This window comes from Thauera sp. SWB20 (assembly GCF_000831325.1).
Taxonomy (GTDB): domain Bacteria; phylum Pseudomonadota; class Gammaproteobacteria; order Burkholderiales; family Rhodocyclaceae; genus Thauera; species Thauera aminoaromatica.
In genome coordinates this window covers 598,805-624,542 of sequence record NZ_JTDM01000021.1, presented here as the reverse complement: position 1 = coordinate 624,542, position 25,738 = coordinate 598,805, and the positions used below count along the sequence as shown (strand labels likewise).

General features: G+C 69.1%; 27 protein-coding genes. 8 read left to right on the top strand and 19 right to left on the bottom strand.

Annotated elements, in window-relative coordinates:
• Positions 1–117: 117 nt before the first annotated feature.
• The 5 genes from fliJ to fliF form a co-directional block, all read right to left on the bottom strand.
• Complete coding sequence (gene fliJ / locus PO78_RS20130) at positions 118–558, bottom strand: flagellar export protein FliJ (protein WP_004328705.1); 441 nt, start codon at positions 556–558, stop codon at positions 118–120.
• Positions 559–802: 244 nt separating this feature from the next.
• Entirely contained in the window at positions 803–2,197 is a 1,395-nt protein-coding gene (gene fliI, locus PO78_RS20125; protein WP_012585740.1) for a flagellar protein export ATPase FliI, read from the bottom strand.
• Positions 2,194–3,072: a flagellar assembly protein FliH gene (locus PO78_RS20120; protein ID WP_043746455.1), complete on the bottom strand. Its 879-nt coding sequence runs from the start codon at positions 3,070–3,072 to the stop codon at positions 2,194–2,196. Before PO78_RS20120 ends, fliI begins: the two co-directional genes overlap by 4 nt.
• Positions 3,073–3,186: 114 nt before the next feature.
• Positions 3,187–4,188: a flagellar motor switch protein FliG gene (fliG, locus tag PO78_RS20115; protein WP_004321893.1), complete on the bottom strand. Its 1,002-nt coding sequence runs from the start codon at positions 4,186–4,188 to the stop codon at positions 3,187–3,189.
• Entirely contained in the window at positions 4,185–5,900 is a 1,716-nt protein-coding gene (gene fliF / locus PO78_RS20110; RefSeq protein ID WP_043746453.1) for a flagellar basal-body MS-ring/collar protein FliF, read from the bottom strand. Before fliF ends, fliG begins: the two co-directional genes overlap by 4 nt.
• 203 nt (positions 5,901–6,103) lie before the next feature.
• Here fliF and PO78_RS20105 point away from each other — a divergent pair, with 203 nt between their 5' ends.
• The 3 genes from PO78_RS20105 to fliE all read left to right on the top strand — a co-directional run bounded on the left by PO78_RS20105 (position 6,104) and on the right by fliE (position 9,324).
• A complete protein-coding gene (locus PO78_RS20105) occupies positions 6,104–7,264 on the top strand; it encodes a sensor histidine kinase (protein ID WP_004321896.1) in 1,161 nt (386 codons plus the stop codon).
• On the top strand, positions 7,261–8,682 hold the full coding sequence (locus tag PO78_RS20100) for a sigma-54-dependent transcriptional regulator (protein ID WP_004321897.1): 1,422 nt from the start codon (positions 7,261–7,263) through the stop codon (positions 8,680–8,682). The genes PO78_RS20105 and PO78_RS20100 overlap by 4 nt, the downstream gene beginning before the upstream one ends.
• Before the next feature lie 318 nt (positions 8,683–9,000).
• Positions 9,001–9,324 (top strand): flagellar hook-basal body complex protein FliE, encoded by a 324-nt coding sequence (gene fliE, locus PO78_RS20095; RefSeq protein WP_004321899.1) that lies wholly within the window; start codon positions 9,001–9,003, stop codon positions 9,322–9,324.
• Between the two features lie 178 nt (positions 9,325–9,502).
• Here the strand turns inward: fliE and PO78_RS20090 are convergent, their stop codons facing one another.
• The 11 genes from PO78_RS20090 to PO78_RS20040 form a co-directional block, all read right to left on the bottom strand.
• Entirely contained in the window at positions 9,503–10,294 is a 792-nt protein-coding gene (locus tag PO78_RS20090; protein WP_043746450.1) for a flagellar brake protein, read from the bottom strand.
• A 53-nt stretch (positions 10,295–10,347) separates the two neighbouring features.
• Entirely contained in the window at positions 10,348–11,127 is a 780-nt protein-coding gene (locus tag PO78_RS20085) for a flagellar brake protein (RefSeq protein ID WP_004321903.1), read from the bottom strand.
• A gap of 277 nt (positions 11,128–11,404) precedes the next feature.
• A complete protein-coding gene (locus PO78_RS20080; protein ID WP_004321904.1) occupies positions 11,405–11,749 on the bottom strand; it encodes an EscU/YscU/HrcU family type III secretion system export apparatus switch protein in 345 nt (114 codons plus the stop codon).
• Between the two features lie 62 nt (positions 11,750–11,811).
• Positions 11,812–13,083, bottom strand: coding sequence for a flagellar hook-length control protein FliK (gene fliK / locus PO78_RS20075; RefSeq protein WP_043746447.1), 1,272 nt, complete (start codon positions 13,081–13,083; stop codon positions 11,812–11,814).
• A 43-nt stretch (positions 13,084–13,126) separates the two neighbouring features.
• Complete coding sequence (locus PO78_RS20070; RefSeq protein ID WP_231570777.1) at positions 13,127–13,510, bottom strand: flagellar protein FliT; 384 nt, start codon at positions 13,508–13,510, stop codon at positions 13,127–13,129.
• A gap of 225 nt (positions 13,511–13,735) precedes the next feature.
• Positions 13,736–14,149, bottom strand: a complete 414-nt coding sequence (gene fliS, locus PO78_RS20065) for a flagellar export chaperone FliS (protein WP_043746444.1) — start codon at positions 14,147–14,149, stop codon at positions 13,736–13,738.
• A gap of 30 nt (positions 14,150–14,179) precedes the next feature.
• Positions 14,180–15,610 (bottom strand): flagellar filament capping protein FliD, encoded by a 1,431-nt coding sequence (fliD, locus tag PO78_RS20060; protein WP_043746441.1) that lies wholly within the window; start codon positions 15,608–15,610, stop codon positions 14,180–14,182.
• Positions 15,611–15,654: 44 nt separating this feature from the next.
• Entirely contained in the window at positions 15,655–16,068 is a 414-nt protein-coding gene (locus PO78_RS20055; RefSeq protein ID WP_043746438.1) for a flagellar protein FlaG, read from the bottom strand.
• Positions 16,069–16,148: 80 nt separating this feature from the next.
• Entirely contained in the window at positions 16,149–17,621 is a 1,473-nt protein-coding gene (locus PO78_RS20050) for a flagellin N-terminal helical domain-containing protein (protein WP_043746436.1), read from the bottom strand.
• Positions 17,622–18,031: 410 nt separating this feature from the next.
• Positions 18,032–18,367 (bottom strand): HepT-like ribonuclease domain-containing protein, encoded by a 336-nt coding sequence (locus PO78_RS20045; RefSeq protein ID WP_043746433.1) that lies wholly within the window; start codon positions 18,365–18,367, stop codon positions 18,032–18,034.
• On the bottom strand, positions 18,357–18,728 hold the full coding sequence (locus PO78_RS20040) for a nucleotidyltransferase family protein (protein ID WP_197068815.1): 372 nt from the start codon (positions 18,726–18,728) through the stop codon (positions 18,357–18,359). Before PO78_RS20040 ends, PO78_RS20045 begins: the two co-directional genes overlap by 11 nt.
• Before the next feature lie 176 nt (positions 18,729–18,904).
• Here PO78_RS20040 and PO78_RS22605 point away from each other — a divergent pair, with 176 nt between their 5' ends.
• A complete protein-coding gene (locus PO78_RS22605) occupies positions 18,905–19,294 on the top strand; it encodes a type II toxin-antitoxin system CcdA family antitoxin (protein ID WP_197068814.1) in 390 nt (129 codons plus the stop codon).
• Positions 19,186–19,503 carry a CcdB family protein gene (locus tag PO78_RS20035; protein WP_043746430.1) on the top strand — a complete coding sequence of 106 codons (318 nt, stop codon included), beginning with the start codon at positions 19,186–19,188 and terminating at the stop codon, positions 19,501–19,503. Before PO78_RS22605 ends, PO78_RS20035 begins: the two co-directional genes overlap by 109 nt.
• A 134-nt stretch (positions 19,504–19,637) precedes the next feature.
• Here PO78_RS20035 and PO78_RS20030 read toward each other — a convergent pair whose 3' ends face one another.
• The 3 genes from PO78_RS20030 to PO78_RS20020 all read right to left on the bottom strand — a co-directional run bounded on the left by PO78_RS20030 (position 19,638) and on the right by PO78_RS20020 (position 21,924).
• Positions 19,638–20,219, bottom strand: a complete 582-nt coding sequence (locus PO78_RS20030) for a Uma2 family endonuclease (protein WP_043746427.1) — start codon at positions 20,217–20,219, stop codon at positions 19,638–19,640.
• A gap of 66 nt (positions 20,220–20,285) precedes the next feature.
• Entirely contained in the window at positions 20,286–20,846 is a 561-nt protein-coding gene (locus PO78_RS20025) for a Uma2 family endonuclease (RefSeq protein ID WP_043746424.1), read from the bottom strand.
• 70 nt (positions 20,847–20,916) lie between these two features.
• The gene (locus PO78_RS20020) at positions 20,917–21,924 is read right to left on the bottom strand and encodes a ketopantoate reductase family protein (protein ID WP_043746422.1); all 1,008 of its coding nucleotides are present in this window, start codon (positions 21,922–21,924) and stop codon (positions 20,917–20,919) included.
• Between the two features lie 263 nt (positions 21,925–22,187).
• Between PO78_RS20020 and PO78_RS20015 the strand changes: the two genes are divergently transcribed.
• From PO78_RS20015 to PO78_RS20005, 3 genes are all read left to right on the top strand, one after another.
• Positions 22,188–23,387, top strand: coding sequence for a porin (locus PO78_RS20015; protein WP_043746419.1), 1,200 nt, complete (start codon positions 22,188–22,190; stop codon positions 23,385–23,387).
• A gap of 285 nt (positions 23,388–23,672) precedes the next feature.
• On the top strand, positions 23,673–25,193 hold the full coding sequence (adh, locus tag PO78_RS20010) for an aldehyde dehydrogenase (protein ID WP_020687653.1): 1,521 nt from the start codon (positions 23,673–23,675) through the stop codon (positions 25,191–25,193).
• Between the two features lie 91 nt (positions 25,194–25,284).
• Positions 25,285–25,665 (top strand): DUF779 domain-containing protein, encoded by a 381-nt coding sequence (locus PO78_RS20005; protein WP_043746412.1) that lies wholly within the window; start codon positions 25,285–25,287, stop codon positions 25,663–25,665.
• Positions 25,666–25,738: the final 73 nt, after the last annotated feature.

Genomic DNA, 25,738 nt, shown 5'->3' with positions numbered 1-25,738 from the left:
TTGCGGGCCTCTCGTGGGCTGGATGCGATGGATCGCGGACGATCCGACAGCCCATCAAAAGCAAGCCTCATGCCATGGGTGTGTCACCGGGTCGGGCGGCTGCCGCGGTTTCCCGCGTCAGGCGTCCTCGCCACCGCGTCGGGCGGCGTGCTCGTCCGACTGCTTCTGCTCCTGGCGCGCCTCGCTGCGCGCGACCGCGTGCTGGTGGCGCTGGGCGAGGGTGTCGAAGGCCTTGAGCTTGGTGCGCTGGGCGAGCCAGGCCTGCTGGCCCTCGACGGTGCGCGCGCGCGATTGCTCGACCACCTTGCGCTGCGCGGCGATCGCGTCGTCGAGCTTGGCGATGAAGGCGCCATAGTTGCGCCATGCGTCCGCGCTCAGGCCGTCGCGCGCGGCCTGCACGAAGCGCTCGTGATATTCCGTGCGATAGTCCTCGAGCATCTTCAGCTTCTGTTCCACGTCGCGTTCGGCGGCGACGAGTTCGCCCAGGCGACGCGCAGCCTCGTCGGTGCGGGTGCTGGCGAGGTCGAGCAGGGGCTGGAGGTGGAAGGAGGCGGGCATCGGCGTCGTGTCACGGGGGCGTTGCAAACAGCATTCTAGCCGTTCGCCGGATGCCCGAGGTGGGCATATTTCGGTCGGCTCGTCCTCGACCGTGACGAAATGCTCGCGATCGATGTCGCGGGTGCAGGAGCGACGCCAGTCGCGATCGCGGCGCTTCGGCCCCGCGGCGGCGCAGCTTCGCCGCCCGATCGCGGCTGGCTTCGCTCCTACGGGCGAGCGGGAGCGCTTGCGCCTCGTGCCTTTCTCACCCGAACACCTGCGCAAGCTTCTGCAGGGCACCCTCGTAGGTCTCGTGTTCCTGGATGCCTTGTTGCAGGAAGGCTTCGAGCCTGGGGTAGAGCTTGACGGCCATGTCGAGCAGGGGATCGCCGCCGGGCTGGTAGGCGCCGACGGCGATCAGGTCGCGAGAACGCTGGTAGCGCGAGAAGAACTGCTTGAACTGGCGCACCACGTTGAAGTGGTCGTCGCCGACGAGGTTGTGCATCGCGCGCGAGATCGACTGCTCGATGTCGATCGCCGGGTAGTGGCCCTGGTCGGCGAGATTGCGCGAGAGCACGAAGTGGCCGTCGAGGATGGCGCGCGCCGCGTCGGCGATCGGGTCCTGCTGGTCGTCGCCCTCGGCGAGCACGGTGTAGAAGGCGGTGATCGAGCCACCGCCCTCGGGGCCGTTGCCGGCGCGCTCGACCAGCGCGGGCAGGCGGGCGAACACGCTCGGCGGGTAGCCGCGGGTGACCGGCGGTTCGCCGATCGCGAGCGCGATCTCGCGCTGCGCCATCGCATAGCGCGTCAGCGAGTCCATGATCAGCAGCACCTGCTTGCCCTGGTCGCGGAAGTACTCCGCCACCGTGGTGGCATAGGCCGCGCCCTGCATGCGCATCAGCGGGCTGGTGTCGGCGGGCGCCGCCACCACCACCGAGCGCGCCAGGCCCTCGGGGCCCAGGCTGTGGTCGATGAACTCCTTGACCTCGCGGCCGCGCTCGCCGATCAGCCCGACGACGATGACCTCGGCCTCGGTGTAGCGCGCCATCATGCCGATCAGCACCGACTTGCCCACGCCGGAACCGGCGAACAGGCCGAGGCGCTGGCCGCGGCCGACGGTGAGCAGCGCGTTGATCGCGCGCACGCCGACGTCGAGCGGCTGTGCGATCGGCGCGCGTGCGAGCGGGTTGATGGCACGCCCCTGCAGCGAGCGCGTCTCCTGGGTGTGCAGCGGGCCCTGGCCGTCGAGCGGGCGGCCAGCGCCGTCGACCACGCGGCCGAGCAGGGCGTCGCCCACCGGCAGGTGCTTGGCGCGGTCGGCGGCGCGCCGGCGCGGGCCGATGCGCTTGCCCGGGACCAGGCGCGGCACACCGACTTCCATCGGCAGCACGCGCGCGCCGGGCGCCAGGCCGAAGACGTCGTCGGTGGGCATCATGTAGAGCTTGTCGCCGTTGAAGCCGACCACCTCGGCCTCGACCGCGCCGCCGCCGGGCACCAGGATGCGGCAGCCCGACCCGAGCGGCAGCTTGATGCCGGCCGCTTCCATGACCAGGCCGTTGATGCGGGTGAGGCGGCCGGAGACCTCGAGCGGGTTGCAGCCCTCGACCAGGCGGCGGCCGTCGCCGAGGAAGTCGCGCCACAGCGCCTGGTGACGGTTCATGCCGGCGGCTCCGGCGCGGGCGGGGCGGTGTCGGCAACCGGGCCGGTCGCGTCGCCCGCCTCCGCTTCCTCCGCAACGTGCCAGCGCGCGCGCTCGTGGCCGATGGATTCGAGCACCCGCCGCCAGCGCGTCTCCAGCGTCGCATCCACCTGCGCGCCCTGGCCGTCGATGCGGCACTCGCCGCGTTCGAGGCGGGCGTCCTCCTGCAGGCGGTGGCCGGCGTGGGCGAGCTGTTCGCCAAGGTGCTCGCGCACCAGGGCGAGGTCGTCGGGGTGGAGCTGGATGTGGGCGTGGCCCTGAGGCAGCTGGAGCAGCGCGCTGCGCACCGTCCCGAGGATGGCCTCGGGGTGCTCGGCAAGGGTGAGCTTCACCATCCGCCGCGCCATCTCGATCGCCAGCGCCATCAGCTGCTCGGCGATCTCGCCGTCGAGCTCGCGCAAGGCCTCGTCCAGGCTGTCGGCGAGCCCGGCCAGGCGCGCAGCCTCGGCCTCGGCCCGTGCACGACCCTCGGTGTAGCCTTCGGCACGCCCGGCTTCCAGCCCCTCGGCGTGGCCGGCCGCGCGGCCTTCCTCGAAGCCGGCGCGGCGCATGTCGTCGTGCATGCGCTCGATCTCCTCCGCGGTGGGCAGGTGGAAATCGGGCGGCAGCGCGGCGACGGAGTCGGCTGCGGGCGGGGACGGGGCGGGCTCCGGCGCGGGGGGGGCAATGGGCGGCGAGGCTGTGGAGGGCGCGGGCGCCGCTTGCACGAGGCCTGCGAGATCCGCGGGCGCGAAGGCTTCCGGCGGCGGTGCCGAGCCCTTGCCGGCGGGGGCATCGAAGTCCTCCGGTTCCCAGCGCCGGTAGGCGCCGACCGCCTGGTGGCGCGAGATGCTCACGGCACGATCCTCCTGTCTCCACGCGGGTTCCACCCTGGGCCGCGCCACGCGCTTCCTCCCGCGCGGCCGCACGGGTGCGCCGCGGGCGAACTCCGCATGCGGGCGGCGCGGGGATCACACGAAGCCATCGTCCCCGCCCTTGCCGCCGAGCATGACCTGGCCTTCCTCGGCCAGGCGGCGCACCGTCTTGAGGATCTCCTTCTGCTCGGCCTCGACCTCGGACAGTCGCACCGGGCCGCGCGCCTCGAGGTCCTCGCGCAGCATCTCGGCGGCGCGCGAGGACATGTTCTTGAAGATCTTCTCGCGCAGCTCGGGCGGGGCGCCCTTGAGCGCGATGATCAGCGAGTCGGACTGCACCTCGCGCAGGATGGACTGGATGCCGCGGTCGTCGATGTCGAGCAGGTTCTCGAACACGAACATCTCGTCGAGGATCTTCTGCGCCAGCTCCGGGTCGTATTCGCGCACGTTGTCGATGACCGCGGTCTCGGCGCCCGAGCCGACGAAGTTGAGGATCTCGGCGGCGTGGCGTACCCCGCCCATGGCCGCCTTCTTCACCGTGGTCGCGCCCGAGAGCATGCGCGTGAGGGCGTCGTTGAGCTCCTTGAGCGCGGTCGGCTGCACGCCGTCGAGCGTGGCGATGCGCAGCACCACGTCGTTGCGCAGGCGGTCGTCGAAATGCTTGAGGATCTCGCCGGCCTGGTCGTACTCGAGGTGCACCAGGATGGTGGCGATGATCTGCGGGTGCTCGCCCTTGATCAGGTCGGCGGCGGTGGCCGCGTCCATCCACTTCAGGCTCTCGATGCCGGCGGTCTCCGAGCCGCTCATCATGCGCGACAGCAGCTGGTTGGCGCGGTCGTCGCCGAGCGCCTTGGTGAGCATCTCGCGCAGCTGGTCGTCGTCGGACTGGATCATCGAGCCCTTGCCGAAGTGCTCGTTCACCTCGATCAGCACCGGCTCCACGGTCTCGCGCGACTGCGGCGTCATCGAGGCCATCTTCATGGTCAGCTTCTGCACCTCGCGCGGGCCGAGCTGGCGCAGCACCCCGGCGGCGGCGTCGGGGCCGAGGGTCATCAGCAGCAGCGCCGCCTTCTCCAGGCCTTCCTCGGGTGTCGTCACTTGCGCGCCTCCTCGTTCATGCCCATCCAGTCCTTGATCAGGTTGGCGACCATCTTGGGATCGTTGCGCGCCGCGGCGCGGGCACGCTCGAGGCGCTGCTCGAAGGTCTCCGTCTCTTCACCCTCGCCGGTCTCGCCGGACAGGGTGACGCGCACGCCTTCCTCGCCCTCTTCGCCTTCCGCGCCTTCCTCGCCCGCGGCGGCGCCCTTCTTCTCTTCCTTCGGCTTGGGCGGCACCACGGTGCGCAGCAGCGGGCGGATCACGCCAAAGTAGGCGAACAGGATCGCGATCAGAACCAGCAGCCAGTTCAGGCCTTCCTTGCCGAGCGCGACGATCTCCGGATCCTTCCACGGCGGCGGTGCGGCTCCGCTGCCGTCATCGGCGAAGGCGCCGCTGGCGACGTTGATGGTGTCGCCGCGGTCGGCGTTGTAGCCCACCGCCTCGCGCACCAGGTTGGTGATGCGCGCGATCTCCTCGTCGGGCAGCGGCACGTTGGTGGGCGTGCCGTCGGGCCCGGGGAGGGTGCGATTATTCACCACCACCGCGACCGACAGGCGCTTGATCTGCCCGACCGCCTGCTTGACGTGCTGGATGTTGCGGTCGAGCTCGTAGTTGAGCACCGCGCTGCGGTTGCCGCTCGCCAGGCCCTGCGCGCCGCCGCCGCCGGCCACCTGCGGGTTGGTGATCGGCGCGGTGGCCGGCACCGGGGGCTGGTTGGTGAGCGCGCCGGGCACGCCCTGCGCGCCCGGCTGCGGGTTGAAGGCCTCGCTGGTCTGCTGGCTGCGGATCGCCTGGTCGGGTGTGGGGTTGGGCTTGTAGGTCTCGGCGGTCTGCTCGACCTGGTTGAAGTCCACGTCGGCCGCCACCTGGGCGCCGTAGTTGCCCTTGCCCACCAGGGGCGCGAGGATCTTGTCGATGCGCTCGATGAAGCCCTGCTCGAGCAGGCGGACGTATTCGAGCTGGGTGGCGTCGAGCCCGGCGCGCAGCAGCGGGTCGGCCTGCTCGGTGAGCAGCTTGCCGTTCTGGTCCACGATCTTCACGCCCTCGGCGTGCATGCGTGGCACGCTCGACGACACCAGGTGCACGATGCCGGCGACCTGGTCGGGCGAGAGGATGCGGCCGCCGCGCAGGTTCACCATCACCGAGGCGGTGGGGCGCTGGTCGTCGCGCAGGAAGGCGGTCTGCTTGGGCATCGCCAGGTGCACCCGGGCGCTGGCCACCGCGTCGATCGCCTGCACGGTGCGGGTCAGCTCGCCTTCGAGCGCGCGCTGGTAGTTCACCTGCTCGTTGAACTGCGAGATGCCGAGCTTCTGGCCGTCCATCAGCTCGAAGCCGGCGAGGCTGCCCTTGGGCAGGCCGTCGGCCGCCAGACGCAGCCGCGTCTCATGCACCTGCGCCTGCGGCACCAGGATGGCGTGGCCGGTGGGCGACATCCTGTAGGGGATGTTGCGCTGCTGCAGCTCGGCGATGATCTGTCCGCCGTCGCGCTCGTCGAGGTTGGAGAACAGCACCGCGTACTCCGGGGCGCGGTTCCACAGCAGGGAACCGGCCACGAGCGCGATCGCCAGCGCGATGGCGACCGCGCCGGCGATCTTCTGGCGCGTGCTGAGCGCGGCGAGGTTCTGCAGCGCCTGCTGCATCCGCGTCGTCGCCTGCGCATCGGCGGGGGCGGCGCCCGGAGGCAGGTCGGCGGTGTTTTCTGCTGCGGCCATGATGGCGGTCCTGTTGCATACGCTTTGGCGGATGGCGGCATTGTGCGTCCGCGCGTGCAAGCCTCGTGGCGTGAAAAGCGGCATTTTTTGCCGCCTGTTTGCCGGCTACCATGGCGGCCTGTGTATTTAGAGTGCATCCCGTGAAAACGGATTCGGACCTTCCCATGCGGGCCGCAGTCGTCGCCTCCGATCAAGCAGGGAGCATGCCCGCCGCGGCGCCGGTGCTCGACGCCGCCCAGCTCGCCGAGGCCTTCGCGCTCTTCAGCCGCGCCTCCGAGGAGCTCTCCACCGCCTACGCCGCGCTGCAGGCCCAGGTCGGCCAGCTCAGCGAACGCCTGTCGGTGCTGATGGGGGCACTGCCCGCCGGGGTGCTGGTGGTCGATCGTGCCGGCACCGTGGTGCAGGCCAACCGCGCTGCCGAGAGCTTGTTCGGAGGCGGGCTTGCCGGGGTGGCGTGGGCGGAGCTCGCCGCCCGCCTCGAAGATAGCGGCACCCCGGGCGAATTCGTGCTGCGCCGCGACCCCGCCGCGGTCGATGGCGACCCGCGCCGCTTGGCCCTGTCCGAGTCCGAGCTCGACTCCGGTGCCGAGCGCATCCTGCTCGTTCACGACGTCACCGACACCCATCGCATGCGCCTGACCGCCGAGCGCAACGAGCGCCTTGCGGCGATGGGCGAGATGGTCGCCGGGCTCGCCCACCAGTTGCGCACGCCGCTCGCCGCCGCGCTGCTATACACCGGCAACCTGCGCCAGCCCGAGCTCGACCCGGCGCAGCGCGCCATGGTGGCCGACCGCGCGCTCGAACGCCTGCGCTACCTCGAGCGCCTCATCCGCGACATGCTGCTGTTCGCGCGCGGCGACAGCGCCGGACGTCAGCGCTTCGCGGTGTGCGAGCTGCTCGCCGAGCTCGCGCACACGCTGGAACCGGTGGCGCGCGCGCGCCAGGTGGCGTTCGCGGCCGACTGCGCCTGCGGCGCGGCCGAACTGGTCGGCGACCGCAAGGCGCTCGGCGGCGCGCTCACCAACCTGCTGGAGAATGGCATCCAGGCCTGCGAGGCGGGCGGCACGCTGCGCTGCGAGGCCGTGCTGGTCGGCGCCGCCGACGCCGGCGTGGGCGCGCCCGCGGTGCGCTTCACGGTGCGCGACAGCGGCCGCGGCATCGCCCCCGAGCTGCAGGAGCGCCTCTTCGAGCCCTTCTTCACCACCCGCGCCGAAGGCACCGGGCTGGGCCTGGCGATCGCCCGCGGCGTCGCGCGCGCCCATGGCGGCGACATCACCCTGCGCTCCGCGCCCGGGCAGGGCGCGGAATTCACCCTCGTCGTGCCGCTGGCGGCGGCGCCCATTGGCGCACAAGAGAACCCATGATCGAGACCCTCAACATCCTCGTCGTCGAGGACGACGCCGCGCTGCGCGACGCGGTCTGTTTCACGCTGGAGATGGCGCACCACCGCGTCGTCGGCGTCGATGGCGGCGCGGCGGCGCTCGCGGCGATCGAGCGCGAGCACTTCAACCTGGTCGTCACCGACCTGCGCATGCAGCCCATGGACGGCCTGCAGGTGCTGCACGAGGTGCGCGCGCGCCGGCCGCAGACGCCGGTGCTGCTGATGACCGCCTATGGCGACGTCGACAAGGCGGTGGCGGCGATGCGCGGCGGCGCCTGCGACTTCCTGATGAAGCCCTTCGAGCCCGAGGTGCTGCTCGAGAGCGTGCGCCGCTACGCCGCGGTGCAGCCCGCGGGCGAGGACACCATCGCCGAGGACCCCCACACCCGCGGCCTGCTCGCGCTCGCTGCGCGCGTGGCCGAGTCGGATGCGACGGTGATGCTCTCGGGCGAGTCCGGCACCGGCAAGGAGGTCTTCGCGCGTTACATCCACCAGCATTCGCCGCGCGCCAAGGGCCCCTTCATCGCGATCAACTGTGCGGCCATCCCCGAGAACCTGCTCGAGGCCACGCTCTTCGGCTACGAGAAGGGCGCCTTCACCGGTGCGCAGGCGGCGCAGCCGGGCAAGTTCGAGCAGGCCCAGGGCGGCACCATCCTGCTCGACGAGATCTCCGAGATGCCGCTCGGCCTGCAGGCCAAGCTGCTGCGCGTGCTGCAGGAGCGCGAGGTCGAGCGCGTCGGCGGCAAGAAGCCGGTGGCCCTCGACATCCGCGTGCTCGCCACCAGCAACCGCGACATGCTCGGCGAGGTCGCCGCCGGGCACTTCCGCGAGGATCTGTATTACCGCCTCAACGTGTTCCCGATCGCCATCCCCGCGCTGCGCGAGCGCCCGGGCGACATCGTGCCGCTGGCGCGCCACTTCCTCGCCCGCCACGCCGCCCGCCAGCAGCGCCAGGTGCGCTTCTCGCCCGCCGCCGAGGCGCTGCTGCCGCAGTACGCCTGGCCGGGCAACGTGCGCGAGCTGGAAAACATCATGCACCGCGTGCTGATCCTGACCCAGGGCGACGAGGTGAGCGCCGAGACGATCCGCCTGTGCTTGCCACAATGGAAGCCGGAGCCGGCAAATTCTGCCGGCGGGGCGGCAGGGCTTGCCGCTTCTCCCGGGATGCAGGGGGGTGTCGCGGCCGTGCAGTCGGGTAGCGGGCAGGCCGCCGGGGCCGGCACGGCCGGTCCGGCTCCCGAGCGCCCGACCAACATGAAAGACCTCGAGCGCGAGCACATCCTCGCCACGCTGCGCGAGTTCGGCGGCTCGCGCAAGAAGACCGTGGAAAAGCTCGGCATCTCCGAGCGCACCCTGCGCTACAAGCTGCAGCAATACCGCGAGGAGGGCCACGACGTGTGAGACCGGGCGCCCTGTGGGAGCGACGCGAGTCGCGATCCCGGCCCCGCAGCCCTTTCCGGCCGCCCATCGGCCACCGGATTGCACGATCGCCCGCTCGCGACTTGCGTCGCTCCTACGGCAAGTCAACCCTCTTCCGAAGGCGCCTGTGGGAGCGACGCAAGTCGCGATCGGGCGCATGGAATCAGTGCCGACGCCGTCGTCGCGACTTGCGTCGCTCCTACGAAAACCGCAACGACCGCGCGTCCCCGGCGGCTCTGGCACGCGATTTGCTCTGCTACACTGACGTCACCGACCACCCTGAAGCCGGGGGATTACGCTATGGACACCCGTGGAATCGACCAGATGCTGAGCGAACTGCGCTCGGTGTCGCAGGCCGCGCAAGGCAAGGCCGCACCCGCCGCGGACGCGCCCGCGGGAGGCGTCAACTTCGCCGACGTGCTCAACACCGCCTTGAAAGACGTCAGCGCCGCCCAGGGCGAGGCGCGCGCGATGGCGCAAAACTTCTCCGCCGGCGACCCCAACGTCAATCTGCAGGACGTCATGGTCAACCTGCAAAAGGCCAGCATGTCCTTCCAGCAGATGGTCCAGGTCCGCAACCGCTTGGTCACGGCGTATCAGGACATTATGAACATGCCGGTCTGACCGGCTTCGCCGCGGTTCTCCCGTAGGAGCGACGCAAGTCGCGACCGGGGCGTTGTCGCGCATTTCGAGCGCCGGAATCGCGACTTGCGTCGCTCCTACGAAGACCCCCGGCGTCTCGGGTGGGATGCAGGTGACGCAAGTCGCGACCGGGGCGCTGCGGAAAGGCTTGGCATCAAGCCTACAGGCCTCCGCGTGCCTTGGCGTTGAGCGCGCGTTCCGTCTTGAAGATGTAGCGCTGGATGCGGGTGTCCGCAGCGCGCGGCAGGGCGGCGAAGCGCAGGCCCACCCGCAGTTGTTCGGTGCCGTTGCGCTGCGTCTGGCGGTTGAGGTTTCTCACCTCGAGGTCGAGTTCGATCGGCTCGCCGTCCGGCAGCGCGAGGCGGCAGGCCGGCAGTGTGCCGCCGATGACGAATTCCGCCGCCCCCGCGGGCACCACCACCGCCACCCCTCCGGCACCGATGTCGATCACGCGTGCGCTCACCTCCACCGGCTTGCGGGCGAGGTCCTCCGCTTTCAACAGGCAGCTCAGCTCGTGCGCGAGCGGTACCTGCAGGCGGTAGAACTCGCGCCGCTGCAGGCGCAGCATCTCGGCGGGCAGGGGTGCGAAGAGGGCGGGGCGGCCCTTGTCCTGGCCTTCGCCGAGGCCGACGAGCGGGAACTGGATGCGGATGCCGTCGAGCTGGGTCACGCAGGTCAGGCGCGGCGCGGCGAGCGCACGGCGGTTGGCCTGGGGGTCGGGGCTGGGGTCGAGCACCACGCGCCCGCGCTCTTCGTCCACCTTCAGCACCGCGGTCATGAAGGAGTGGCCGCCGCCGGTGTGGGCGGTGATCAAGCCGCGGTGGGTGATGAGATCCTGCAGCAGCTGCAGGATCTGGCGCGCGCCGCGCAGGGTGAATTTCTCGAGCTCGTCGCCGCGTCCGCCGTCGAGCGGTGCCGGGCTGGCGGGGCTTGGGGTGCTGAGTTCGGCCATGCGGGGCTATCGTGTCTTGGGCAGCGTCGGGAGGCGGGTGGGGTGCCGCGGGTTCACAAGCGGCCGCGCTCGCGCGCGTTGCGGGTGCGCTCGGCGCGCAGGATGTAGCGCTGGATCGCGTCCTCGGCGCCGCGCGGCAGGTCGGCGAACTCGCAGCCGGCACGCAGCACCTCGGCGCCGCCGCGCCGGGTGATGCGGAAGAGGTTGCGCACCACCAGGCGCGCGGAAATCGGTGCGGTGTCGGGCAGGCGCAGCAGGCTGTCGGGGAACTCGGTTCCGGGCTCGAAGTGCACGCCCACCGGCGGCACCGCGATCGCCACGCCGCCGCCGCTGATGTCGAGGATGCGCAGCTCGGCCTCGCGCCGGCTGCCGTCGACACGGGGGAGGGCCAGCGTGCAGCTCACCCCCTCCGAGATCGGCGTCTGCAGGCGGTAGAACTCGCGTCGCTGCAGGCGCAGCAGGGCTTCCGGCAGCGGCGCGCGGAAGCCCGGGCTGCCGCCGTCCTCGACGAGGCGCTGGCCGCGCAGCAGGAACTGGATACGCACCTTGTCGAGCTGGGTCACGCAGTCGAGCGCGTCGGCGCGCTCCATGCGCTGGTTCTGCAGCGGGTCGGCGCTGCCGTCGAGCAGCAGGCTGGTGCCGTCTTCCGCGACCGCGACCAGGGTGGACAGCACGGATTCGTTGCCCGGCGCCAGCCGTGCGCTCACGAGCGCCCGCGCACCGAGCAGGTTGCGCACGATGGCGAGGATCTCGCGCGCGTCGCGCAGCACGTACTTCGCCTCGTCGTCGGCGTGGATGAGTTCGATGCGGGTGTCTTCTTGGTCGATCGTCATGCCTTGGGGCTCGTCGCTTGAGGTAGCGCACGGCTGCTGCACAAACTCGTTTTCTTATATCACGAGACACGCCCCGGGGGCGTGGTAGCGCGCCCCGCGAGGCCGCGGCGTCCGGGAGGCCCCGCAGGTGCGATGCAAGTCGCGATCATCGGGGTGTGGAAATCGAACGGCGCCTGTCCTTGCCGGCAGAATCGCGACTGGCGTCGCTCCTACGGCAGGCCCGCGGTGCCCGGGGTGGGATGTAGGAGCGACCCAAGTCGCGATCGGCGCGGCAGTCTCATGGTTCGGCAGAAGACGGGCGCGGGCGCAGCGACTCCGGCAGATCGCGGGCGACCGGCGCGGCACCGGCTTCGGCGCCTTGTTCGAGGCGGTAGAGCCAGGCGAGCAGCTCGGCGACCGCGACGTAGAGCTGGGGCGGGATGCGGGCGTCGAGGTCGACCTGCATCAGCAGCGCGACCAGCTCCGGCGACTCATGCACGAACACCCCGGCCTCGCGCGCGCGCTCGAGGATCTCGCGCGCCACCACGCCCTTGCCCTTTGCGACCACGCGCGGCGCGGCCTCGCCGGCGGTGTAGGCGAGGGCGACGGCCTCGTTGCGCAGCGGTGGGCGGGTGTCAGGCATGGGCGGCGGCTCGGTGCCCGCTGGTACAGGCGGCGGCCTGGTTGCGTCGCAGGATGTACTTGTCAGGCATCGCTCGCCACCTCCCTATTCGGCGCCACTGCGCGCGGCTCGATCACCAGCCCGGTGAGCTTGAGGTTGGCGGCTTCGAGGGCCGAGGCGAGCGCGGCGGCGCCGCCGTCCAGGGTCTGCAGGGTGGCGCGGTCGTCGGCGACCAGGCGCAGGGCGACACCGGCGGGGGTGAGGTGGAGCCGGGCTTCGACGCCGCCGAGCCGTGGCAGGGTGAGGCGCAGCGTCGTGTTCCAGGTGTTCTCGGGCTCGTCGCCGGCGTGCTCGCCCTCATGCTGCGGATCCTCGATCCACCACTCGAAGTTCTGCCCCGGCCAGGCCTGGCCCTGCCAGACATATTGCTGGGTGGCGAGCGCGTCGAGCTGCTGGTGCACCACCGGCATCAGGCGCTCGGGAATGGCGCCGGGGCGGGGGGCTGCGGTCTCGTCGAGGGCGGCACGTGCGGTGGTGGAGGCGCTGCGGTTGGCCTCGGTGTCGGCGGCGCTGCGGCTTGAGGCGGCTTCCGTCGTGCGCGAGGCCGTTTCGGCCGTGGTGCTGGCGGCCTGGCCTGCGGTCGCGGTGGCCGGGCCCGCAGCGGCGGCAGCTGTCGCGCCGGGTCCGCTCGCAGCAGCCCCGCCTGCTGCAGCCGCCGCCGCGCCTCCCGCGCTCGCACCCGCTCCGCCTCCCGCCGTGTTCGCCCCGCCCGCCTGCCCCTGCGGCTCGCGCAGCAGCGCGGCGGTTTCGAGCTTGCCGAGCACCCACTGCACCTGGTGCGATTCGTAGAACAGCCCGCTCTGCCCGAGCGCCTGGCGCAGCACCGGCACGAGCTGGCTGCCGGCGGTGGGAGGAGCGTCGAGCAGCGGGCGGTTGCCGGCAAGGCTTGCCGGCGAGGGCACCGGCTGGCCGGTGAGCAGAAAGCTGATCAGGCGCCCGGTCTGGCTCAGCGCCGGTTGCGCCGAGGCGCCGGCGGTCGTGGCCGCCTCGCCGCCCACCACGCGCGCGAACACCGTGCGCGGGGTGAGCTGGGTGACCTCGAGCTCGAGCGTGTCGCCGGCCTTGGCCGAGCCGTCGAGCGCCAGCGTCATCTGCTGTCCGGCCACCACGGCGCGGAAGCTGCCGTCGGGCAGGGTGCGCTGCAAGGTGGCGAGGAAGCGCTGGCCGGGCACGAGCTCGGGCAGGCGGGCCTGGATCTCGCGTGCGCGCTGCAGGCCGGGGACTGGCGGCTCGGTCTCGAAGAAGCTCGCTTCGGTGAGCGTGCGCAGGCGGGCGGCGAGGTCGGAGGGGATCATCGCATGCGCTCCATCGGGCCCGGCCGGTCAGGGCGCGTCGGCCTCAGCGCGAGGACGCGCCGTAGGCGTCGCGCAGCGCGCGCTCGTGGCGCCCGGCGGAGAGCAGCTTGCGCACGCTGGAGAGGAAGGGATCGGTGTGGCTGCGGATCTCGGCGTCGAGCGCCAGCAGGCGCGCGATGCCCTCGCGCAGCTCGGCGGCGTCAGCCGGCGGCAGCCTGGCCAGCGCGGCGGCATCGTCCGCGGCGTTTGCCGAGTCCGCCCGCGCCGCCTCGCGCAATGCGGCCGCCTCGCGCTCGAGCGCAGAGAGGCGCTCCCAGTCGTTCGCACGCGCCGCCTCGGCCATCGCTTCGTAGCGCTCGAGCAGGGCGGCGAGGGTGGGCAGGGTCAGCATGGCGGAAGAGGACTCATCGGGAAGCGGTTCGATCATCGACAACAGCGCAGCACGCACCTGTAGGAGCGACACAAGTCGCGATCACCCCCGTCACGAAATGCACTCCTCGCCCACCACCACCACCGGCGGCGATCCTTCGCCCGGCTCGTCTATCGCACGGGCAGCGGCGATTGGGATTGCGGTTGCTTCGCGACTTGCGTCGCTCCTACGAAAAGCAAGAAGCAACAAATGCCGATGCAAGAAATGCGCCTGTCCGCAGCCTCACGCCGCGCTCGGCTGCACCTGGCTGCGGATCTCCGCCCAGGCCTCGCGCAGCGTCGCCAGCAAACCCGCCACTTCGTCGAGCGCGGGCTGGCTGTTGTGCAGGTTGGCGTAGAGCAGGCGCTCGCTCATGTAGTCGTAGAGTGCGGCCAGGCGCTCGGCGAGCTCGCCGCCGGCGTTCATGTCGAGGCTCACCTTGAGGCCGTTGATGATGATCTCGATCGCCTTGGAGATCGCCGTGCCCTTGCCGGGAATGTCCTTGTTCTGCATCGCGAAGCCGGCGGTGCGCACCTGCAGCAGGGCGCCGTCGAACAGCATCAGGATGAGCTTATGGGGATCGGCGGTGTTGACGCCGGTCTCGACGCTCACCTTGGCGTAGGCGGCGGCGCGGTTTTGCTGGAATCCACCGAACATGCTGGGGGTTCTCCGTCGTGGTTCTGTGGGTTAGCTGTAGGTGGGCAGGTTGGCGAGCTGCTGGGTGAGGTAGTTGCCGGTCTGGGTCATGCTGGCGATCGTGGTGTCGAGTGCGGTGAACTGCGCCATGTAGCGCTTCTGCACGCTCTCCAGCCGCGCCTCGAAGGCTTCGCGCTGCTTGCCGATCAGCTTGATCGAGCTGTTGAGACCCTCGGTGCGCCCGGCGAGCAGACCGCCCGTGTCGATGAAGTTCTTCAGTCCGTCCGACACGGTTGCGGCAAGGCCCTTGGTGTCACCGCTGCCGGTAAAGAAGGCGGCGACGTCGCGCGCCGGGTCCTTGAGCGCGGCGTCGAGCTTGCTGCCGTCCACCGTCAGCTTGCCGTCCTTGTCGAAGGTGACGCCGATGTCGGCCAGCCGGCTGGTGTCGCCCAACCCGGCCAATGCGCCGCCCACCAGGTTGCGCACCTGCGCCTGGATGCTGCGCGCGGTGGAATCGCCGGTGAGCGTGGCGGCGACCTTGGTCTCGGCGTTGTAGGCGGTGAGGTTCTTCAGCGTGGTCTGGGTGTCGTTGTAGGCCTTGACGAAGGCGTCGATCGCGCTGCGCGCGCTGGCGTAGTCCTCGGTCACGGTGAGGCTGGTCGGCGCGGTGGTCTCCTTGGACAGGCTCAGGGTGATGCCCTCGATCGCCCCGCTGACCGTATTGGTGCCGCGGGTCACCACGATGCCGTCGATGTTCACCCGCGCATCCTGCGAGGCCTGCAGGCGGTAGACCGGGTCGGTCGAGACGCCGGCGTCCGCGCCCGGCGTGTAGTTCAGGCCCACCGTGCCGCCGATGCTGAAGGCCTGGTCGGCGCCGGTGGTCTTGCCGGTGAGCACGAGCTGCCTGGCGGTGCCGTTGTCGACGACGCTGGCGCTGACGCCCAGGTCGCCCTTGTTGATCGCGTCGCGCAGCTCCTCGATCGTGCTGCCGCTGAAGGCCAGCGTCTTCGCCGCGCCCGCGCCGGGGGTGAAGCTGCCGTCCACCGTCTGCCCTGCGGTGAACACGCCGTCGACCATCTTGCCGAAGCGGATCTCCAGCGTCTGCGGGGCTTCCGCCGTGCCGTCCACCGGGTTGAAGCCGACGCCGGCGCTGGTGGCGACGCGCTGCGTCTTGGCGAGCTGCTCCACCTGCACCGAATAGCTGCCCGCCGCCGCGCCGCTCGCGGTGCTGGCGGTGAAGCCGGCATCGCTGCCCACCGCGGCCTTGGTGGCGGAAAACTTTGCCGCGTCCTTCAGGGCGTTGGCCGCGGTCTGCAGCGCGGAGAGGCTGCCCTTGACCTGGCCGAAGGCGGAGAGCTTGGCCTGGAAGCTGGCTTCCTTTTTCGCCATCGCGGTGAGCGGCTGGCGCTCCACCGCCATCAGTTGCGAGACCAGGCTGTTGATGTCGAGCCCGGAGCCCAGTCCCGATGCGCTCAATGCCATGATCTGCTCCTCTATGAAATCACTTGCGAATGTCCGGGGCGCGCTCAGGCCTTCTGCTGGATCAGCACGCCCTTGAGCTTGTCGATCGCCTTCGAGATCGCCAGGACTTCTTCCGACGGCATCTGGCGGATGACCTCGTCGGTCTGCGCGTCGACCACCTTGACGATGGTGCGGCCGGTGTCGTCGTCGATCGAGAAAAGCAGGTTCTGTGCCACCGGCTCGATCGCCTTGCGCACCTCCTCCACCGCCTGCAGCAGGGTTTCACGGTCGGGCTCGGCGTTGGCTGCGCTGCCGGCCTGCTCCGGGCGCTGGGTGGAGCGCAGCTCATTGACCGCCGCGGCCTCCGGCGGGGTGTCGCCGGCGCCGGCGCGCTGCGGCCTCGTCGCCTGCTGGCTGGCCATGCGCGCGAATTGCGTATCCGTCGCGGTGCCGGACGAGGGGATGTTCTGGATGCTCATGATTGTTCGCCTCCTTCATGGGGCAACGGCGCGAAGCTCCGTGGGAGCTCCGCGCCGGACGCTGGTCAGATCAACCTAGTTTAACCGCGGAGCAGCGACAGCACGCCCTGGGGCAGCGAGTTGGCCTGCGCCAGCATCGCGGTACCGGCCTGCTGCAGGATCTGGCCGCGGGTGAGGTTGGCGGTTTCGGTGGCGAAGTCGGCATCGACGATGCGGCCGCGGGATGCCGAGATGTTTTCAGCGCTGGTCTGAAGATTTGCGATCGTGGAGCTGAACCGGTTCTGCAATGCACCGAGATCGCCTCGAGAGCTATTGATCGTCTGAATGGCGGCGTCGATGACGGAAATCGCACTTTGAGCGCCACTTGCCGTTTTGATGTTAATCGCCGAAACAGAGGAGAGGGTGCTCGTGTTGACTCCCGCGCCTGCAAAAACATCGGCGCCTGCGGCAGCGGTGGAGATGGCTCCTTTACTGCTCGAAAGCTCGACCGTACCAGTCTTGATGGCGGAGTCGTTGCTTGCCGCTCCTTCGGTCAGTGTCGTACCGGAGAAAGAGACCGTGGATGCTGCGCCTGCACCACTGTTCGCGTAGGTGTCGATTTCGATGTCACGTCCGTCGGCTGCAGTCAGCGTAATCGAATTGGTCAGCCCCGAGGTGGTAAATGAGGCAACGACGCCAGTCGAACCGCTTGCCGAGTTGATCGCCGTGACCAGGCTCGAATAATCGGATGTGGTAACCCCGCTTGCGCTGATGTTCGAACCGTTGAGTGCGAACGTAATAGTGCCATCTTCGGAAATCCCAGAGATCGTCGCACTGTTGCTTGCGGTTGCGGTGACGCCAAAATCATTGGCTTTCGAGTTGATCGCAGCGGCGATGTCTTTTGCGTCTGCCCCTGCGCTCCAACTGATCGCCGCAGTTGTTCCCCCCATCGCAGTCGTGATCGTCAGATCAGATTCTGATTGAACTCCGTTTGCTGCGGGCAGGGTCGTGCCTGCGGTGACCGTTCCAAGCGCGGTTCCATCGAGCGTCATCTTGTGAGCGCCTAAAGCGGTGGCTTTAGCGTTTCCAATCGACTGGATGGTGATCGTTTGATTCGCATTCGCTCCGACTTGGAAATCTTGGTTGGCAAAACTACCATCCAGCAAATTCAAGCCGTTAAATTGAGTCGTGCTAGCGACACGGGTGATCTCGGCGGTCAACTGGTCAACTTCGGCCTGCAAGGCTGCACGATCAGATGCACTGTTGGTCGCATTCGCTGACTGGACGGAGAGTTCGCGCAAACGTTGGAGGTTGTTGCCAATTTCACCAAGTGCACCTTCCGCGGTTTGTGCGAGGGAAATGCCGTCATTCGCATTTCGAGTAGCTTGGTTGAGGCCGCGAACTTGCGAGGACATCCGCTCCGAGATCGCGAGCCCGGCAGCGTCATCCTTCGCGCTATTGATGCGCAGGCCGGAGGAAAGGCGCTGCAGCGAGGTCGCCAGTGAAGTTTGCGAGGAGTTCAGGTTCCGCTGCGCATTCAGCGAGGCAACGTTGGTGTTGATCGTCTGGGCCATGATGTTTCTCCTGGAAGGTCAGGTGGGTCATACACCCGTATCTGCATCGCTTGCCTTGGCGGGTGCGGAGCGTTTGTTTGTGCTCTTGGAAGCTTTTACGACCCCGGGGTAGGACTCTTTAGCAATTTCCCGCCGGTGCCGTGCGCGTTTCCTGCGCGTGGAGCCATCTACGGCGCGGGGCGGGGGAACTTGAGGGGCGGTTGGGGGGCGAGGGTCAGGTCTTTCATTTGCTCATCGACAGCCCCAGTGCTGTCAGCCTCGTCCTCCTGAAGCGCCACGACCGCCGGCGGTGTTGCGCGGCGGTCGTAGGGGCGCGGTGGGGTGAGACCCGCAGGATCAGCGATCTGCCGGCGGCAGGCCGAAGAATCCGGGAAGGCTGGCTGCGTCGAGCGGGTCGGCGCAGCGCCCCTTCAAGCTTGAAGGGCGCCCTCGATTGCAGAGGCCAGTTCTGGCAGCTCGTTCTTTACGGTGCGCCAGACGACCTCCGTGTCGATGTCGAAGTAGCCGTGGATGAGTCGATTGCGCATGCCGACCATCGCGCGCCAAGGAATCTGCGGCGCTGCCGAACGAGTGCTGTCCGATACCTTTCCTGCCGCTTCGCCGATGACCTCGAGGGCCCGCACGGTCGCGAAGAGAAGCATCGTGTCGGTATCGAGATCGTGGCGGGCACGGGCGCGCAGGAAGCCGATCGCGGTCTGCGTTGCGTCCAGCATGTGCTTCAGACGGATCCGGTCATCAGGCAACATATCGAGTCTGGGCGGTGCGGATGATGTCGTCGCGGAAATACCGGCTGAGGTCCGCCGGGGTGCGGAGGTCGATCGTCCTGCCACCCATGAGCGCCGAAAGCTCTTCTTCGAGCTTGGCCATGCCCAGAAGGCCCGGGACGCGGTCGGGCTCGAACTCGACGAGGAGGTCCAGGTCGCTGTCGGGCCGCGCGGTGCCCTTGATTGTCGAGCCGAAGACGGACAACTGCCGGATGCCGTGCGCACGGCAGAAGTCTGCGAGGGCTTTGTCGTCACGTGCGAGTGCGGTGGGTGGCATGGTGCGTGACTCCTGCAGGTCATCCAGCTCGGGGAGGAGGATGGGGTATTTGCGGTTTCTGATCAAGGCGGCGCGGATCCAGATGGCGACGATGGGGAGGGCCGAGGGTCAGGTCTTTCATTTGCTCATCGCGTGCTTCGGCGGCTTCGCACACCTTCGGGAACGAGGGGGCAGATCACGATTTCGTGCTTTGAGTCATGGACTAGGGGCGGTATTTAGGCATAACCTGTGCGCACAAACGGATGCGCATGGAGATCGCGATGCCAGCCACACGAAGCACCCAACGCATGCGTACCGGTTCATCTGGTAAACGCGCGATAAACCTGAGTCTGAGCAGCGACGTTCTGGATGCCGCCAAGCAACTCGACATCAACATTTCCCAGGTCTGCGATACCTACTTGCGTGAGGTTGTGCGCCGCGAGCAGGAGCGCAAGTGGCGCGAGGATCATGCCGATTTCATCGCTGCCTACAATGCGACCGTTGAGGCAGAAGGCTTGCCGCTCGAAGCGTGGAGAAGTTTCGGATGGCGCGTTTCGACGTCTATGCCAATACGGGGAGCCACGCTGACACGACACCCTACCTGCTGGATGTGCAGAGCGATCTGCTCGATGGCCTGGACAGCCGTATGGTGATTCCATTGCGCAGTCTCAATCACTTCCCGAAGATCAGGCTACCTGCCCGTCTGACGCCGGTCTTTACCATCGAGGGCACGGACTGCCTTCTGGAAACACCAAAGATGGGCGCTGTACCGCTGCGAGTGCTGAAGTCGCCCGTGACTTCGCTTGCTCAAGCGCAGGAGCAGATCACCGCTGCGTTGGATTTTCTGTTCCGGGGCTACTGACCCCGAGGGGGCGTGGAGACAGGTCCTTTCATTTGCTCATCGTGTGCTTCGGCGGGTTCGCCTGAGACGACACACCACGGTCAGCATCGCGTGGCGGTCGTATCTCGGCCGGCGCGATGCGTCATTGGCCATCGCTACCCCGCGCACGTCACCCCGGCCTCGAAATAGACGTCGGCGATCGGCATCTGCAGCTCGACGCTGGCGAATTCGACCGGGTCACCGGGCTCGAAGGTGATGATGTCCCAGCCGATGTCGCCGCGGCGGCGGTGGAGCTCGACCTTGCATTCGTCCTGGCTGACCAGGGCGTACTCCTTGAGGCTGGGGAGCGTGCGGTAGGCGCGCAGCTTCTCGCGGCGGTCGATGCCCTCGGTGAAGGGGGAGAGGACCTCGACGACGAGCACCGGGCTGTCGACGAGTTGTGTCTCGGCGTCGAGTTCGAGCAGGCGCGGCTCGCAGGTGACCATCACGTCGGGGTAGAAGTAGCTGCGCTCCTTCTTCAGGTAGAGCTTGAACCCTTCCATGAGCGCGCGGCAGGGCGTGCCGCGCAGGTGGGTGCGAAGGGCGGTGTACAGGTTGCCTGCGATGATGTTGTGGCGGATGCTGGCGCCCGTCATCGCGAAGACTTCGCCGGCGATGTACTCGTGGCGGACCGGCGAGCGCGCCTCGAGCGCGAGGTATTCGGCTTCGTCGAGGGGCTGGTAGGTTTGCACGTGCATCGTGGATTCCTCTTCGTCGGCGCGCCTCGGGGGTATCCGGGGCGTGGGGGGTGAGCGCGCTCCGCCTCAATCGGCGTTGCGGAACACCTTCTGCCACGGGATCGAGACCTCGAGGCTCTCCAGCACCAGGGCCTGCTCGGGCGCGATGTCCTGCAGCTCCCAGCGCGCGTCCTGGCTGCGGCGGTAGTGTTCGATGCGGCGCAGGTCGGGGTCGATGAGGACGAAGTGCTGCAGCGAGGCGATGCGGCGATAGGCGGCGAACTTCTCGCCGCGGTCGTAGGCGGCGGTGGCGGGGGATAGGACCTCGACGATCAGCGTTGGTGCGCGCATGAACTGGTCGGCGCGATGGTCGGCGGGGTCGCAGGTGACGAGGACGTCGGGGTAGAAGTAGGCCTCGTCCGCGGCGGCCTGGACCTTCATGTCGGCCATGTAGGCGCGGCAGGGGCTGCCTTCGAGCGCATCGTCGAGGGCGCTGAAGACGTTGCCCGAGATCGTCACGTGCCGGCGGCTGGCACCGCCCATGGCGAAGGTCTCGCCGTGGTAGTACTCGTGCTTGTCGGGCTGCCCGGCTTCCCACTGCAGGTAGTCTTCGGCGGTGAAGGGGGCGGTGGGTTGGGGCAGGGCCATGATGTCCTCGTCGGGGCAGTGAGCGCTCGCCGAATTATAGTCCGGCGCATCGACCCGACGTCCGGGCCCGTCAGCACGCGGCCGGGGCCCCTCCGTCATCCGCGGATTCGAGCGCACGCACGAGCACATGCAGCGCCCGATGGGTGGGCAGCTCTGCGTGTGTCCGCGCGGCCATGCGCAGCAGTGCGCCGGTGATCGCGTCGATCTCGGTGCGCCGGCCGGCGAGCAGGTCCTGCAGCATGCTCGCCCGGTTGGCCGCGGTGGCGCGGGCGACCGCGTGCACGCGGGCGAGGGCGGCGTCCTCGTCGAGTTCGAGGCCGTGCGCGTGCAACACCGGCAGGGCTTCGCGCACCAGGGTGTCGAGCAGCACGCGGTGCGGCGGATCGAGCAGGGCGCCGTTGGGTACGCGGAAGAGCGCCGCGAGCGGGTTGATGGCGACATTGACCAGCAGCTTGGCGAGGCGGGCATGCGCGATGTCGGGTTCGACGCGCGCACGCAGGCCCGCGCGCGCGAGCAGTTCGGCGACCGCCTCGAAGCCGGGGGGCACGAGGGTTTCGCCCGCACCCGCGGGGTGCACCCGCTCGCCGTGGTCGCCCTGCTCGCGGTAGGCGCCCTCGGTGGTGATGCCCTGGTCGACGTGGCGCGCCGCGCAGTGCGCGCGCAGCAGCTCGCCGGTGAGGCCGTTCTGCAGCGAGAGCACACCCAGCGGACGCATGCGCGCGGCGGTGGACGCGGCGGCGGCGGTGTCGCCCGCCTTCACCAGCACGATCACCCAGTCCGCCTCCGGGGCCCGCTCGGCGGCGAAGGCGTTTGGATGGAAGAGGTGTCCGCCCACCTCGACGCCGGCGTTCAGGCGCGCGGCTCCGGCGGCGTCGCGCGCGATCAGCGCGACCGGCGCAATGCCGTCGAGGCGCGCAGCGAAGTGCAGGCCGAGCGCGCCGGGGCCGATGATCGCGAGCGGAAAGCGGCCGCTTGCCGGGCGCGCGACCGCGCCGGATCGCGCTTCGGCGTGCGCCTGGGAGGGAGAGGGGGCGACCGGCGGAGAGGGGGCGACCGGCAGGGAGGGGGGCTCTTTCATCGCAGCGGAGATCCTGGCAGGGAGTCTTGCAGGCCGCAGGGGCGTCGCTCGCCTGCGGCCGGCGCCTGCTCCGGAGGTGCCATTCCGAAGCAGGGCGGGCAGGGATTGTGGAGCATCCGGAGCGGACTGTGCGCCTGCGTTGCGCACAAATGCCCGGAACAGGCCGCGTTTTCGGGGGGTGGCACAGCGTTTGCGCAGCCCGCCTTCGATCCGGCCGCCGGGCGGGCGGATCGAAGGCATCCACACCATCCGAGGGGACATCCATGCAAAACAAGCTTTCCAGCCACCGCCGCACCCGACCCGCCACCACCGCCCTGCTGCCGTCGGCGCTCGGCGCCGCGCTGCTCGCGCTCGCCGCCACGCCGGCCCAGGCGATCGGGTTTTCGCAGGGCGACGCCACGCTCGACATCAACGGCACGGTCAACGGCTTCTATTCTCATCGGACCGAGGAGCGCGCGGGCGTCAAGACCACCGACTCCGCGCTCACCAACGGCTTGCTGCCGGGCTGGATCAACTTCGTGTTCACCACCAAGGTGGAGGGCCTGGACATCAAGGCTCACGTCGGCTTCGCGCCCGGCATCAACGACAAGTCGGACGTGGTGGGCCTGCCCAGCGACCCCAGCTGTGGCGGTTCCACCGGCTGCGACAGCCCCTTCACCCAGATCGACACCCGCAACCTGTATTTCCAGTTCGGCAACACCGAGTGGGGCACGGTCAAGTTCGGCCGCGACATCGGCCTCTTCGGGCAGAAGATCATCCTGTCCGACATGACGCTCCTCGGCCTCGGCGGCAACAGCTACGCGTCGACGCCCTTCAACACCACCTTCGGCATGATCGGCCACGGCTACATGTACACCGGCTTCCAGCCCCAGATCACCTACACCACGCCGGCCTTCGGCGGCTTCTCGGCGTCGGCGGGGATCTTCGATCCCAACAAGTTCGCCGGTGACGAGACCAAGGACCCCGGCTTCCAGGCCATGGCGAACTACGACTGGAAGGCGGGTACCGCCAAGGGCTCGGTGTGGGCGGGGGCGGTCCACCAGCGCACCAGCGGGGCGGGCAGCTTCGACGCCAACGGTTTCGAGCTCGGCGCCAAGGTCGGCATCGGCGCCTTCGAGGCGGTCGCCTACGGCTTCGACGCCAGCGGGCTGGGACTGTCGACCGTCGGCGCGCTGTACCTGTCGCCCTTCGGCAAGACCGACGGCAAGGGCTACTTCGTGCAGGGCACCTACACCGTGGGCAAGACCAAGTTCGGCATCAACTTCGGCGAGAACCGCGACCGCGGCGGCGCGCTGGCCGACACCAACACCTTCCGTTCGGCCACGGTGGGGGTCTATCACAGCCTCAACAAGTACATCACCCTCGTGGGCGAATACAACCAGGAGAAGGGCGAAGGCGGCGACCTCTTCGCTGGCGACCTGGAGACGCGCACGATCTCGGTGGGCGGCATCCTGATGTTCTGACAACTGCGCGACGCGCGCACGCGGCGGGGCAGTGCGACGGCGGTCGTGCTGCCCCGCGTCGTTTCGGGATGCTGCCCTGCGGGCACGGCGCTTGGAGCAACTGGAGCAAATGGAGCAGATGGAGCGAACCGGCGCTGCTCCAGAAGTCGCCGCGGAGCGCCCGGATCGTCGAGAACAGGGGCCAAGTCGTTGTTTCATAGGCATTCGATCCTGCTGGCACGAAGGATGCGTAATCGCCGTGTGGCGAAACCGCCCGCAACCGAAACCACACGAGGAGACGACACCATGCTGTATGCACTGCCCGGACAGGCCGACGCCAAGATCCAGTACAAGGCCCGCTACGACAACTTCATCGGTGGCCAGTGGGTGGCTCCGGTCAAGGGCCAGTATTTCGACGTGGTCACGCCGATCACCGGCCAGAAGTACACCCAGGCCGCGCGCTCCACCGCCGAGGACATCGAGCTCGCGCTCGACGCCGCGCACGCCGCCTTCCCGAAGTGGGGCAAGGCCGACGCCACCACGCGCTCCAACATCCTGCTCAAGATCGCCGATCGCCTCGAGGCCAACCTCGAGCTGCTCGCCTACGCCGAGACCGTCGATAACGGCAAGCCGATCCGCGAGACGCTCAACGCCGACATCCCGCTCGCCGTCGACCACTTCCGCTACTTCGCCGGCTGCCTGCGCTCGCAGGAAGGCGGCATCTCGGAGATCGACGAGAACACCATGGCCTACCACATCCACGAGCCGCTGGGCGTGGTCGGCCAGATCATCCCGTGGAACTTCCCCATCCTGATGGCCGCCTGGAAGCTGGCGCCGGCGCTGGGTGCGGGCAACTGCGTGGTGCTCAAGCCCGCCGAGTCGACCCCGATCTCGATCCTGGTGCTGATGGAGCTGATCGCCGACCTGCTGCCCCCGGGCGTGCTCAACATCGTCAACGGCTACGGCCGCGAGGCCGGCATGCCGCTCGCCACCAGCAAGCGCATCGCCAAGATCGCCTTCACCGGCTCCACCTCCACCGGCCGCGTGATCGCCCAGGCCGCCGCCAACAACCTGATCCCGGCCACGCTCGAGCTGGGCGGCAAGTCGCCCAACATCTTCTTCGCCGACGTCATGGACAAGGACGACGCCTTCCTCGACAAGGCGATCGAGGGCCTGGTGCTGTTCGCCTTCAACCAGGGCGAGGTGTGCACCTGCCCGAGCCGCGCGCTGATCCAGGAGTCGATCTACGACCGCTTCATCGAGCGCGCGGTGAAGCGCGTCGCCGCGATCAAGCAGGGCAGCCCGCTCGACACCGACACCATGATGGGTGCGCAGGCCTCCTCCGAGCAGATGAGCAAGATCCAGTCCTACCTGCAGCTCGGCAAGGAAGAGGGCGCCCAGGTGCTGATCGGCGGTGCGCGCGCCCAGCTCGACGGCGACCTGGCCGACGGCTATTACATCCAGCCGACGCTGTTCAAGGGCCACAACAAGATGCGCATCTTCCAGGAGGAGATCTTCGGGCCGGTGCTCGCGGTGACCACCTTCAAGGACGAGGCCGAGGCCCTGGCGATCGCCAACGACACCCTGTACGGCCTGGGCGCCGGCGTGTGGAGCCGCAACGGCAACGTCGCCTACCGCATGGGCCGCGCCATCCAGGCCGGGCGCGTGTGGACCAACTGCTACCACGCCTACCCGGCGCACGCGGCCTTCGGCGGCTACAAGGAGTCGGGCATCGGCCGCGAGACGCACAAGGTCATGCTCGACCACTACCAGCAGACGAAGAACCTGCTCGTGAGCTACAGCGAGAACAAGCTCGGCTTCTTCTGATCACGGCGTTCTCCCTCCCTCGCCCGCACCGCGGGCGACCTTCGCGGGGGCGGGCGACCGCCCCCGCTTTTTCGTTCCGGAGGCACGCGACATGGTCGAACGCGTCATCGCCACCCCTGCGACACTCGCACTCATCGAGCAGCTCAAGGCCGAGCACGGTCCCGACCTGATGTTCCATCAGTCCGGCGGCTGTTGCGACAACAGCGCCGCCAACTGCTACCTGCCCACCGACCTGACCATCGGCCCCCACGACGTGCACCTGGGCGAGATCGGCGGCGTGCCCTTCTACATCAGCGCGTCGCAATACGAATACTGGAAGCACACCCAGCTCATCATCGACGTCGTCGATGGCAACGGCGGCACCTTCTCGCTCGAGGGGGGCACCGGCAAGGCCTTCCACACCCGCTCGCGCCTGTACGACGACGCCGAGATGGCGGCGGTGGAGGCGGAGGATCGCGCCCTCGGGCGATAGGATTCCGCGATCCTCGTACTTTTCTCCATGGCCGGCCGCCTCGGGTGCCGTGCTTGCGGCATGATGCTTGCTT